Origin of the sequence: Nocardioides sp. NPDC127514, from assembly GCF_040302125.1 — a bacterium.
GTDB lineage: Bacteria > Actinomycetota > Actinomycetes > Propionibacteriales > Nocardioidaceae > Nocardioides.
Map to the genome: position 1 here is coordinate 85,002 of NZ_JBEORF010000020.1, position 12,080 is coordinate 97,081.

A 12,080-nucleotide genomic window follows, 5' to 3' on the forward strand; every position below is an offset into this window, starting at 1 on the left:
ATGAACCATCGGCACGACCAGTAGACGACCAGCGTGATGAGGACAATCAGTGGCGGTATCCAGACGGGTCTGGACGCTTTCGGCAGCAGCACTCGCGGTTGCTGGGTTCGTAGGGATGTCGGGCTGTGGTCAGGCGCCGACCCAGCAGCCGTCGGGCGAGCGCGTCTCCGAGCAGCCCTCGACCTCGACGCCGGCCTTCGAGATGCCGGTCGAGAAGCCCAACCTGCTGATGATCACGGTCGATGACCTCTCCGCCCTCGACATGGACTACCTGCCGAGCGTGAAGAAGCTCGTGGGGGACAGCGGCGTCACCTTCACCGACGCGGTCGCGCCGACGCCGATCTGCGTGCCGGCCCGCGCCTCGCTGCTGTCGGGGCAGTACGCCCACAACCACGGTGCCCACACCATCCACGGTCCCGAGGGTGGCTATCCCTCCTTCGACGACTCCGCGACCCTGGCCACCTCGTTGCAGGAGGCGGGCTACTCGACGGTGTTCACCGGGAAGTACCTCAACGAGTACGGCGACGCGGGGACCGAGCGCGACCTGCCTCCGGGCTGGGACGAGTGGCGCGCGACCGTCGACCCCTCGACGTACAACTACCTGGGCGCGAAGTTCAACGTCAACGGGCGTCTGGTGAAGCCCAAGGGCTACTCGACCACCGTCATCACCCAGCAGGCGAGAGCAGCACTGACGGCTGTGCAGAAGGATGGCAAGAAGAAGGCCGGGGCAGCGGAGAAGCCGTGGTTCCAGTGGGTCAACTACGTGGCCCCGCACATCGGCGGGCCGACGGAGAAGGGTGACCCCAAGCAGCGTTTCCCGGGCACCAAGGGTGCGATCGGCGTACCGGTGCCGGACAAGCAGGATCGGGACAAGTACGCCGACGAGCCGATCCCGCAGCAGCCCAACCTGTTCCCGGAGGCGCGCAAGAAGTTCCCGAAGGGGTCGCCGTCGCGGAAGAACCCCTCGCAGATCGAGAAGGACGCCTACCGGCTCTCCTATCAGCGGCGGATCGAGTCGGCGCGCAGCCTGGACCGCAACATCGCCTCCCTCCTCGGTGGGCTGAGGAAGAGCGGCGACCTGGCGCGCACCCTGGTCGTCTTCACCTCCGACAACGGCTTCTCGAGCGGCTACCACAACTTCAACGGCAAGCTCTGGTACTACGAGGAGTCGCTGCGGATCCCTGTGCTGATGAGCGGTCCCGGCGTACCGAAGGGGCGCGAGGTCGGGACCACGCTGACCAACCCGGACATCGCCACGACGCTGCTCGCGGCGGCCGGGGCCGGCGATCCGCACGAGCCCGACGGCATCGACATCCTGCCGTGGCTGCGTGCGCCCGAGCAGACTCGTGTCGTACCGATCGAGGCGTGGCCGACCTCCGATGGCACCTCGCGGCTCTGGTCCGGGGTGCGCGTGGGGCGGTGGACCTACGTCGAGCTGACGACCGGTGAGGTCGAGCTCTACGACCGCACCAACGATCCGTACGAGATGAAGAACCTCGCCGACGACCCGGCTCACGCCACGACGGTCTCGCAGCTGGCCGACCTGACCGACAAGTACCGCGACTGCGCCGGCGACAGTTGTCCCAAGAAGATGTACGCCGCCGACCGCCCGCTCGACCTCGACGGTCTCTGAGGCTGCGAATCGGGTAGTCCGGTAGCGAACTGCCCATTTACCGGCCAGTAATAGGCAGTTCGCTACCGGACTACCCGCCTCGATTAAACTAGAGTAAGTAACTCTTATTACTCTAGGAGTGTGTGGTCATGCCGGTCGTCAACCTGTTCACGCGTCGCAAGCGCGCTGCTGTGGCGACGGCGGCGATGAGCGCCCTCGCGGTGACCGGCCTAGTGCACGAGCCGGCCGCCGTGGCGGCCGGCCCGACGCGTACGCCTGCTCTGGAGCGGCCCGCGGAGAGGCCGAACCTGCTGATGGTCACGGTCGACGACCTCTCCGCCCTGGACATGGACTACCTGCCGCGAGTGCGGAAGCTGGTCGAGCGGACCGGCGTCTCCTTCTCCGACGGGATCGCGCCGACGCCGATCTGCGTGCCGGCGCGGGCCTCGCTGCTGACCGGGCAGTACGCCCACAACCACGGCGCTCGCACGATCGAGGGGCCGTACGGCGGGTATCAGGCCTTCGACGACTCCTCGACGGTCGCGACGTCGCTGCAGGACGCGGGCTACTCGACGATCCTGGCCGGGAAGTACCTCAACGGCTACGGGGAGGGTGCGACCCGCGGCGACGTGCCGCCCGGCTGGGACCAGTGGCGCGCGACCGTCGACCCGTCGACGTACAACTTCCGCTCGCCGAAGTTCAACGTCAACGGCGAGATCATCAAGTCCAACGGCTACTCCTCGACGGTCATCACCGAGCATGCGAAGGCCGGGATCGCGGCCGAGCGCGCGAGCGGGAAGCCCTGGTTCACCTGGGTCAACTACGTGGCGCCGCACCACGGCGGGCCCTCGGGGCCGGACGATCCGAAGAAGATCTACCCGGGTACCGACGCCGCGCTGTCGGTGACCGTGCCCGACGCCCAGGACCGCGGGTTCTACGACAACGTCCAGATCCCGGCGCGGCCGAACCTCTTTCCCGAGGACACCTCCGGCTACGCGAAGGGCTCGCCCGGGCGCGGGAAGGTCAACCCGCGGAAGAAGGACGCCCTCCGGATCGCCTATCAGCGCCGCCTCGAGGCGATCCGCAGCCTGGATCGCAACATCGCCTCGCTTCTGGGCGGGCTGAAGAAGAGCGGTGAGCTGAAGCGGACGCTGGTCGTGTTCACGTCCGACAACGGCTTCTCGAACGGCTACCACAACCTCAACGGCAAGCTGTGGCACTACGACGAGTCGCTGCGGATCCCGGTGCTGATGAGTGGCCCGGGGGTGCCGCGTGGCCGGACGGTACGGACCCCGGTCACCAACCCCGATCTCGCCGCGACCCTGCTGGCCGCGGCCGGGGCGCAGCCACCTCGGGCGCCGGACGGGATCGACATCATGCCGTGGCTGAGCGCGCCCGAGCAGGTCCGCGCGATCCCGATCAGCGGCTGGCGGGTGACCGACGGGAGCAGGCAGCTGTGGTCCGGCGTCCGGGTCGGCCCCTGGACCTACGCCCGCCTGCACACCGGCCAGGTCGAGGTCTACGACCGCTCCTCGGACCCCTATGAGCAGCACAATCTCGCCGCGGCCCCGGCCCTCGCGGAGACCGTGACGGCGCTCGCCAGGCTGGCTTCTCGCTACGACGAGTGCGCCGCCTCGACCTGCCCGAAGGACCTGTACACAGCCGGCCGGGCACTCGATCTGGGGGCGCTGTGACGAGGGTCGGTGACCTGGAGCGCGAGGCCGCGCGGGCGCGGCTCGTCGAGGCGTACGCCGCGGGGAGGATCGACGCGCGTGAACTGGAGTCGCGTGCCGAGGCGGTGTGGGGTGCCGTCCGGTCCGCCGAGCTCGCCGCGGTCGTCGACGACCTGGGCGAGGAGCCCGCTCCGCCTGGTGAGGCGGGCCCTCGGCTCGTACGCGATCTGCTGGTCTTCCTGATCTGCGGCGCGATCGCCGTCCTGGTCTGGCACCTCGTCGGCAGGGGGTTCTTCTGGCCGGTGTGGGTGCTCGTCTACACCGGCCTACCGCTGCTGCGCCTGTGGCGCGACTAGGACTGCTTGGCCGAATGCTTGGCCAGGGTGTCCGCGGGGACGCGGCCCGACTCGATCTCCCGCGCCAGCTCGGTGATGCGTACGCCGCTGGCGGTCCAGCTGCCGGCGCGCTCCTCGTGGATGGGGGTGAAGGCGCGGCGCACCTCGACGGTCCAGTGGCGGCCGAAGACGACCCGGGCGCCGACGGCGAAGGGGAGGATCGCGAGCAGGAGGAGGAGCTCGATGCCGGTGAGCAGCATGACCGCGACGACCACGACGAGGATCGGCAGCGCGATGACGAGCCAGAGCACCATGAGGATCGCGCTGATCGGGTCGTCGCCGGAAGGGGCGCCGAGAGGGATCTCCAATGCGTCGAGACTCAGGCGGCGCGACTTCCGCTGCCAGGGGACCCAACGTCGGGTGATCCGATAGACCTGTCCGCCGGGAGTGCGTACCTTCACGGCGCTCAACCTAACGGCGTGTCTCAGTTAGCGGTTGTAAACCTCACACTTTGTGGTCACCGCCACTTCATCGGCCTAAGGTTCGATCCATGAACGACGCCGCTCGCGACGACTCGTTGCGCCTTGCCCAGCCGGCGGATGCCCATTCCCAGGCAGAGTGGGAGGCGGCGACTGCTGCCGTCCTCCGTAAGAGCGGTCGGCTGACCGCCGACGACGCCGACTCGCTCGTCTGGGACAAGCTGACCCGCACCTCCCTCGACGGACTCCGGATCGCCCCGCTCGGCCTGCCGGGAGGGACCCTCGCCGACGCGGCCCGTCCTTCGCGCGCCGGCGCCTGGGACATCCGCTCGCTCGTCTCCGGTCTCTCCGGCCTGGACGCCAAGGCGGCCAACGAGGCCGCGCTGGTCGACCTGGACGGCGGGGTCTCCTCGCTGTGGGTGGCCGCCGACGAGACCACCGACCTCGCCGTGCTCCTCGACAAGGTGCTCCTCGACCTGGCGCCGATCGTGCTCGACGCGCCGATCGGTGCGGTCAAGGTCGCCCAGAACCTGCTCGCGCTGATCGCCGAGCGCGGCACCGGCCTGCACGCCGCGACCAACCTGGGTGCCGACCCGATGGGCGCGCTGCTGCGCGACCTGCCGCTGGCGCCCGACGAGGCGTTCGCCGAGCTGGTCGACCTCGCCCGTCTCGCCCAGGGGATCGGGGTGCGCGCGATCGTCGTCGACGCCACGGCTGCGCACGATCTCGGCGCGTCCGACGTGCAGGAGCTCGGCTGGTCGATCGCGGTCGGCGTCGCCTACCTGCGTGCGCTGACCGAGGCCGGGTTCTCGCCCGCCGTGGCGGCGAGCCTCATCGAGTTCCGGTTCGCGGCCACCGACGAGCAGTTCCCGACGATCGCCAAGCTGCGGGCCGCCCGTCAGCTGTGGGCGCGCGTCCTCGAGCTCTCCGGGGCCGAGGGCGTGGAGATGCGCATCCACGCGGTGAGCTCGCGTCCGATGCTGTCGAAGTACGACCCCTACGTGAACATGCTGCGCGGCACCGTCGCGGCCTTCGCCGCCGGTGTCGGCGGCGCGGACGCGGTGACCGTGCTGCCGTTCGACTCCGCCAACGGCGTGCCGGACGGGTTCGGGCGACGGATCGCCCGCAACGTGTCCCACCTGTTGATCGACGAGTCCCACGTCGCGGCCGTCGCCGACCCCGCCGGTGGCTCCTTCGCCGTCGAGCAGCTGACCGCCGACATGGCCGCGGCCGGCTGGGAGGCGTTCATCCACATCGAGGAGGAGTGGGAGCAGGGACGCGACTTCTCGCCCTTCCGCGACCGGATCGCCGCGGTCTCCGCCGAGCGGGAGAAGGCGATCGCTCGGCGCAGGCGCCCGATCACCGGGCTCACCGAGTTCCCCAACCTCGCCGAGACGCTCCCGGAGCGGCCGGTCGACCCGCTCAACGAGCGCGTCGTGCGCTACGGCGCCTCCTTCGAGGCCCTGCGCGACGCTCCCGCGACCACCAAGGTCTTCCTCGCCACCCTCGGCACCGTCGCCCAGCACACCGCCCGGGCGACGTTCGCCACCAACCTCCTCGCCGCCGGTGGCATCGGCGTCGAGGTCGCGGGCGCGACCAGCGACGCCGAGGACATCGCCGGGAAGTACCGCGCTGCCGGCGCGCCGCCCGTCGTCTGCCTGGCCGGTTCGGACAAGACGTACGCCGAGTGGGGCGCAGCCGCGATCGCGGCCCTCCGCGAGGCCGGTGCCACACACGTGATCATCGCCGGGAAGCCCGACGCCGTCGACGCCGAGGTGGACGACGCCGCCTCGATGGGCGTCGACGCGCTCGCCTTCCTGACCGCTACGAGGGAGAAGCTCGCATGACCATCCCCAGCTCCTTCAAGGGCCTTCCGCTGAAGGGCGAGACCCCGCCGTACCCCGCCGACGCTCCCTCGGGTGAGGGCTGGCTGAGCCCTGAGGGCATCGAGATCCAGCCGGCGTACGGGCCTGCGGATCTCGAGGGTCTCGACGCGCTCGACACCTTCCCGGGGCTGAGCCCGTTCCTGCGCGGGCCCTACCCGACGATGTACACGACCCAGCCGTGGACGATCCGGCAGTACGCCGGGTTCTCGACCGCGGAGGAGTCCAACGCGTTCTACCGCCGCAACCTGGCGGCCGGTCAGAAGGGCCTCTCCGTCGCCTTCGACCTGGCCACCCACCGTGGCTACGACTCCGACCACCCGCGGGTGCGCGGTGACGTCGGCATGGCGGGCGTCGCGATCGACTCCATCTACGACACCAGGACGCTGTTCGACGGCATCCCGCTGGACCAGATGTCGGTCTCGATGACCATGAACGGCGCGGTGCTGCCGGTGCTGGCGCTCTACATCGTGGCCGCTGAGGAGCAGGGTGTCCCGCCCGAGAAGCTGGCCGGGACCATCCAGAACGACATCCTCAAGGAGTTCATGGTCCGCAACACCTACATCTACCCGCCGGCGGCGTCGATGCGGATCATCGGCGACATCTTCTCCTACACGGCCGCGAAGATGCCCCGGTTCAACTCGATCTCGATCTCCGGCTACCACATGCAGGAGGCCGGGGCGACGGCCGATCTCGAGCTCGCCTACACGCTGGCCGACGGCGTCGAATACCTGCGGACCGGTCTGGCCGCGGGCCTCGATGTCGACGCGTTCGCGCCGCGGCTCAGCTTCTTCTGGGCGATCGGGATGAACTTCTTCATGGAGGTGGCCAAGATGCGCGCGGCCCGCGCGCTGTGGTCGCGTCTGGTCTCGCAGTTCGACCCGTCCAACCCCAAGTCGCTCTCGCTGCGGACCCACTCGCAGACCTCCGGCTGGTCGCTGACCGCCCAGGACGTCTTCAACAACGTCGGCCGCACCGCGATCGAGGCGATGGCCGCGACCCAGGGCCACACCCAGTCGCTGCACACGAACGCGCTGGACGAGGCGATCGCGCTGCCGACCGACTTCTCGGCCCGCATCGCCCGCAACACCCAGCTGCTGCTGCAGCAGGAGTCCGGCACGACCGAGATCATCGACCCGTGGGGCGGCTCCTACTACGTCGAGCGTCTGACGCACGACCTCGCCGAGCGCGCCTGGGCACACATCCAGGAGGCCGAGGCGGCCGGCGGTATGGCCAAGGCGATCGAGCAGGGCATCCCGAAGATGCGCATCGAGGAGGCGGCCGCCCGCACCCAGGCGCGCCTCGACTCCGGTGCCCAGAAGCTGATCGGCGTCAACACCTTCCGGCTCCCCTCCGAGGACCCGCTCGACGTGCTCAAGGTCGACAACGACCAGGTCTACAAGCAGCAGCTCGCCAAGCTCGAGCGGCTGCGCGCGGAGCGCGACGACGAGGACGTACGCCGGGCCCTGGAGGCCATCACCAACGCGGCCGGCTCGACGAGCAAGCCCAGCGGCACCGGCAACCTGGACGGCAACCTGCTCAAGCTGGCCGTCGACGCGGCCCGGGCGAAGGCGACCGTCGGGGAGATCTCCGACGCGATGGAGAAGGCCTGGGGACGGCACCAGGCCGTCATCCGTACCATCTCCGGTGTGTATCGGGACGAGGCGACGACGTCGGGTGACTCGAAGGTCACCAAGGTGCTGGAGGCGACCAAGGAGTTCGAGGAGGCCGAGGGTCGCCGCCCGCGGATCCTGGTCGCGAAGATGGGCCAGGACGGCCACGACCGTGGCCAGAAGGTCGTGGTCTCGGCCTTCGCCGACCTCGGCTTCGACGTCGACGTAGGCCCGCTGTTCTCCACCCCCGAGGAGGTCGCGCAGCAGGCGGTCGACGCCGACGTACACATCGTCGGGGTCTCGTCGCTGGCTGCCGGTCACCTCGCGCTGCTCCCCGCGCTGAAGGCGGCGCTGGAGGAGCAGGGGCGCCCGGACATCATGATCGTCATCGGCGGGGTCATCCCGCCCGACGACGTGGCCACGCTCGAGCAGATGGGCGCCGCCGCGGTCTTCCTGCCCGGCACCGTCATCGCCGACTCCGCCATCGACCTGCTCGGTCGTCTGCGGGAGCAGCTCGACCACTGACCAGCGGTAGCTCCGAGTATGTCCTCGCCGGGGGCGTCGGGCTCGTCTAGCCTCAGAGCTGTGACGGACCTACGCCCCGGGCGGGCATCCGGGGACGGGCTGATGAGGGTCGGCGCCTACGAGATCCTCAGCAAGCTCGGTGAGGGCGGCATGGGTGTCGTCCACCTGGCCCGCCACGAGGAGACCGGCGAGCGGGTGGCGCTGAAGGTGCTGCGTACCCATGTCGTGGGGGACGAGGAGACCCGCGCCCGTCTGGAGCGCGAGGTGCGGTCGCTGCGGCAGGTGCGCAGCCCGTGGATCGCCGAGATCGTCGACGCCGACCCCTACGCGGACCTTCCCTACGTCGCGACCCGCTACGTGCCGGGGCCGACGCTGCACGACCGGATCAAGGACGACGGACCCGTCGTCGGCGAGGACCGGTTCTGGCTGGCGCGCTGCCTGGCCGGCGGCGTCGCCGCCTGCCACGACGCCGGCGTGCTGCACCGTGACGTGAAGCCGTCCAACGTGGTGATGGAGGGGCGTACGCCGGTGCTCATCGACTTCGGGCTCGCCCGGGTCGCCGACGACCCCAAGATCACCCTCACCGGATGGCTGGTCGGCACCCCGGGATACCTGGCGCCGGAGACCCTGGAGGGGACACCCTCCTCGCCGGCCAGCGACGTGCACTCCTGGGCCGCCACCACGGCCTATGCGCTGCTGGGCCGGCCGCCGTTCGGGACCGGTCCGTCGATGGCCGTCCTGGATCGCGTACGCCGCGGCCAGCACGACCTCGACGGCATCGAGGGGTCGATGCGGGACGTCCTGACGGCGGCGCTGGCGACGGATCCCGCGGACCGGCCGGGCCTGGAGGAGCTGCGGGAGTGGCTGATGGAGCCGGAGGTGCCGTGGTCGGGGGCCGAAGCGGTCACCAAGGTGCTGCCGGTGACGATGCCGCTGGCCGCCGCACCGGTGGACGCCGGGCTGAAGCCGACGCTGGTGGACCCGGACGCCGCCGGCGATGCCGTGACGGAGGTGGAGGAGGTGCCGCCGACGGCGGTGACCGTGGCCGACGCGCCGGCCGAGCCGGTCGTGGTGCGCCGGTTCGACCCGCAGGCTCCGCCACCGGCTCCGTCGCCCGAGCCCGGCTGGAGCCCACCCAGCAAGCACGTCAACCTCAAGCGTTGGCCGGGGCCGATGCACTTCCTGATCCTGGTCGCGCTCGCCGCGATCCTCGCCGGGGTCGTGGCTGCGTACCCGTTCCTGGGCGCCACCCTGCTCGGCCTCGGAGTCTGGCTGCTGCGGGCGGTCTCGCTGGCTGCCGACCATCTCTCGAAGCGTCGCGAGGCGCGCGGCCGGAAGTGGTACGACGGCCTCTGGGCGCTCGTGCGCTCACCGTGGGACCTGGTGCGCGCCGTCCCCGGCACGGTGGCGTTGACCGCGCTGACGGGCGTGATCGCGGCCGCCGTCGCGGTCGGCTGCCTGGCGTTCGGGCTGCCGCTGACCGCGGTGCTCTACGTCGCCGCGATGGTCTTCATGTCCGCGGCCTGGCTCGCCTCGCAACGGGTCCGTGACACCGTCGGACCGGTCGCCCGCGCCGCGTCCTCGCCGTCACAGCGCTGGGTCGTCGCCGTCGTCGGCCTGGCGATCATCGCCGCCGCGGCGGCCTGGTACGCGGCGCAGATGGGTGTCTCGTGGGTGCCGCTGGACGACGTACGTTCGGGTCAGCTGCCGGGCGTCGTGCGCGACGTCCTGCGGCGCGCTCGCTGACCGGGTTCGCGATTGGCTAAGGTGCTGGCCATGCCAGGGCCCGACGTACAAGACCTTCTCGACGGCATCAGCGACGGCAAGCGGGCGGCGGTGTCACGGGCGATCACCTTGGTGGAGTCGACCAAGCCCCAGCACCGCGACATCGCGCGCGAGCTGCTCACCAAGCTTCCGGCCGGCGACGCGGTGCGCGTCGGGATCTCCGGCGTTCCCGGGGTCGGCAAGTCGACCTTCATCGAGGCGCTCGGCAGCCGGCTGACCGCCAACGGCCTCAAGGTGGGAGTGCTGGCCGTCGACCCGTCCTCGGTACGCACCGGAGGCTCCGTCCTGGGCGACAAGACCCGCATGCAGCGGCTCTCCGTGGACCCCAACGCGTTCATCCGGCCCTCCCCATCGGCCGGGACGCTCGGCGGGGTCGCGCGGGCGACCGTGCAGGCGATGGCGGTGCTCGAGGCGGCCGGCTACGACGTGGTGCTGGTCGAGACCGTCGGCGTCGGGCAGTCCGAGGTGACCGTGGCGGGGATGGTGGACACGTTCCTGTTCCTCACCATCGCGCGCACCGGTGACCAGCTGCAGGGGATCAAGAAGGGCATCCTGGAGATCTCCGACGTGATCGCGGTCAACAAGGCCGACCCCGACGACCCCCACCGCGCCCAGGAGGCACGCGCGGCGGCCCGCGAGCTCGCCGGCGCGCTCCGACTGGTGCGCTCCCGCGAGGAGTGGGCGCCACCGGTGGTCACCGCCTCGGCGCTCCACGACGACGGGGTCGACTCGGTCTGGGAGCAGGTGATGGCCCACCGCGCCCACCTCGGCGAGGACGGGCTGCGCACCAAACGCGCCGAGCAGCAGCTCGACTTCACCTGGGCGCTCGTCCGCGACGAGCTCGACCAGCGGCTCAAGCACTCCGCGGGCGTCAAGGCGATCCGCGACGAGGTGCGTGCCGAGGTGCTTTCGGGCGAGCTGCCGGCGACCGTCGCCGCGGACAGGATCCTCGCCGCCTACGACAAGGATTAGTCTGACAGGACCATGCTGGAGCCTGCTGCCTTCCTCGCCGAGCGAGTCGATGCCTACGACGCCGAGCTGATCGACCTGCGCCGGGACATCCACGCGCACCCGGAGCTCTCCTGGCAAGAGCATCGCACCACCGAGCTGGTCGCCGAACGACTGGAGAAGGCGGGCTGGCAGGTCGACCGGCCGTCCGCGACCGGTCTGATCGCCGACCTGGGCGGTGGGGGCAAGGAGTCGAGGATCGTCGCGCTGCGCGGCGACATGGACGCCCTGCCCGTCGACGACGTCACCACCGACATCTGGACGAGCACCGTTCCCGGGGTCGCGCACGCCTGCGGCCACGACGTCCACACCACGGCCCTGCTCGGCGCCGGCCTCGCGCTGGCCGACCTGCATCGCGAGTCACCGCTGCCCGGTGGCGTACGCCTGCTGTTCCAGCCCGCCGAGGAGGTCATGCCGGGCGGGGCGCTGCACCTGATGAGCCTGGGCGCGCTCGACGACGTGGAGCGGATCTTCGCGCTGCACTGCGACCCGACCGTGGACGTCGGGCGCGTCGGGATCCGCTCCGGCGCGCTGACCAGCGCGGCCGACCTGATCGACGTACACCTCAGCGGCACCGGCGGTCACACCTCGCGTCCGCACCTGACCGGCGACCTGGTCTTCGCGCTCGCCAAGGTGACCACCGAGCTGCCGGTGATCCTGAGCCGGCGCATGGACCCCCGGGCCGGCGTGAGCGTGGTCTGGGGCAAGGTCACCGCCGGCCAGATCCACAACGTGATCCCCGCCCACGGTTCCGTCGGAGGCACCGTGCGGATCCTCGACAGCGACGCCTGGAGCGAGGTCGAGCACGTCGTGCGCGAGGTCGTCGCCGAGATCATCGCCCCCTACGGCGTGACCGCCGCCGTCGACTACACCCGCGGTGTCCCTCCGGTGAGCAACGACGAGGAGTCCCACCAGATCCTCGTCGAGAGCGTCCGCGAGGTTCTGGGGGAGCGGGGTGCCGTCGTCTCCGCGCAGAGCCTCGGTGGCGAGGACTTCGGCTGGTACCAGGAGCAGGTCGCCGGCTCGATGTTCCGGCTCGGCGTACGCACCCCCGGCGGCCCCACCTACGACCTCCACCAGGGCGATCTGCGCATCGACGAACGCGCGGTGGGCGTCGGCGCCAAGGTTCTGGCCGCCGCCGCCCACCGCGCGCTGGTCTAGCTCGGG

At 70.8% G+C, this 12,080-nt stretch carries 9 protein-coding genes; 8 read left to right on the forward strand and 1 reads right to left on the reverse strand.

All coding sequences use genetic code 11. The features are described from left to right. Positions 1 to 49 precede the first annotated feature (49 nt). The 3 genes from ABTX24_RS17110 to ABTX24_RS17120 all read left to right on the forward strand — a co-directional run bounded on the left by ABTX24_RS17110 (position 50) and on the right by ABTX24_RS17120 (position 3,641). Positions 50 to 1,633 (forward strand): sulfatase-like hydrolase/transferase, encoded by a 1,584-nt coding sequence (locus tag ABTX24_RS17110; protein WP_350841178.1) that lies wholly within the window; start codon positions 50 to 52, stop codon positions 1,631 to 1,633. A gap of 128 nt (positions 1,634 to 1,761) precedes the next feature. Further along, positions 1,762 to 3,306 (forward strand): sulfatase-like hydrolase/transferase, encoded by a 1,545-nt coding sequence (locus tag ABTX24_RS17115; RefSeq protein ID WP_350841180.1) that lies wholly within the window; start codon positions 1,762 to 1,764, stop codon positions 3,304 to 3,306. Next, positions 3,303 to 3,641: a DUF1707 SHOCT-like domain-containing protein gene (locus ABTX24_RS17120; RefSeq protein ID WP_350841181.1), complete on the forward strand. Its 339-nt coding sequence runs from the start codon at positions 3,303 to 3,305 to the stop codon at positions 3,639 to 3,641. Before ABTX24_RS17115 ends, ABTX24_RS17120 begins: the two co-directional genes overlap by 4 nt. Here the strand turns inward: ABTX24_RS17120 and ABTX24_RS17125 are convergent. Beyond that, complete coding sequence (locus ABTX24_RS17125; protein ID WP_350841183.1) at positions 3,638 to 4,081, reverse strand: hypothetical protein; 444 nt, start codon at positions 4,079 to 4,081, stop codon at positions 3,638 to 3,640. The two genes, ABTX24_RS17120 and ABTX24_RS17125, sit on opposite strands and share 4 nt — an antisense overlap. Before the next feature lie 89 nt (positions 4,082 to 4,170). Here ABTX24_RS17125 and ABTX24_RS17130 point away from each other — a divergent pair, with 89 nt between their 5' ends. The 5 genes from ABTX24_RS17130 to ABTX24_RS17150 are packed head-to-tail and all read left to right on the forward strand — an operon-like array spanning position 4,171 to position 12,074. After that, positions 4,171 to 5,946 carry a methylmalonyl-CoA mutase family protein gene (locus ABTX24_RS17130; RefSeq protein ID WP_350841185.1) on the forward strand — a complete coding sequence of 592 codons (1,776 nt, stop codon included), beginning with the start codon at positions 4,171 to 4,173 and terminating at the stop codon, positions 5,944 to 5,946. Further along, the gene (gene scpA, locus ABTX24_RS17135; protein ID WP_350841187.1) at positions 5,943 to 8,120 is read left to right on the forward strand and encodes a methylmalonyl-CoA mutase; all 2,178 of its coding nucleotides are present in this window, start codon (positions 5,943 to 5,945) and stop codon (positions 8,118 to 8,120) included. The genes ABTX24_RS17130 and scpA overlap by 4 nt, the downstream gene beginning before the upstream one ends. Positions 8,121 to 8,180: 60 nt before the next feature. After that, positions 8,181 to 9,866 (forward strand): serine/threonine protein kinase, encoded by a 1,686-nt coding sequence (locus tag ABTX24_RS17140; protein ID WP_350841189.1) that lies wholly within the window; start codon positions 8,181 to 8,183, stop codon positions 9,864 to 9,866. A gap of 12 nt (positions 9,867 to 9,878) precedes the next feature. After that, entirely contained in the window at positions 9,879 to 10,877 is a 999-nt protein-coding gene (meaB, locus tag ABTX24_RS17145) for a methylmalonyl Co-A mutase-associated GTPase MeaB (protein WP_502890849.1), read from the forward strand. A 12-nt stretch (positions 10,878 to 10,889) separates the two neighbouring features. After that, the gene (locus ABTX24_RS17150; RefSeq protein ID WP_350841193.1) at positions 10,890 to 12,074 is read left to right on the forward strand and encodes an amidohydrolase; all 1,185 of its coding nucleotides are present in this window, start codon (positions 10,890 to 10,892) and stop codon (positions 12,072 to 12,074) included. The last annotated feature ends 6 nt before the right edge of the window (positions 12,075 to 12,080 follow it).

Bases quoted from the DNA above. Each gene is read 5' to 3' on its own strand.
- ABTX24_RS17150 (WP_350841193.1), top strand. From the start codon at position 10,890: ATGCTGGAGCCTGCTGCCTTCCTCGCCGAGCGAGTCGATGCCTACGAC.
- scpA (WP_350841187.1), top strand. From the start codon at position 5,943: ATGACCATCCCCAGCTCCTTCAAGGGCCTTCCGCTGAAGGGCGAGACC.
- ABTX24_RS17130 (WP_350841185.1), top strand. From the start codon at position 4,171: ATGAACGACGCCGCTCGCGACGACTCGTTGCGCCTTGCCCAGCCGGCG.
- ABTX24_RS17115 (WP_350841180.1), top strand. From the start codon at position 1,762: ATGCCGGTCGTCAACCTGTTCACGCGTCGCAAGCGCGCTGCTGTGGCG.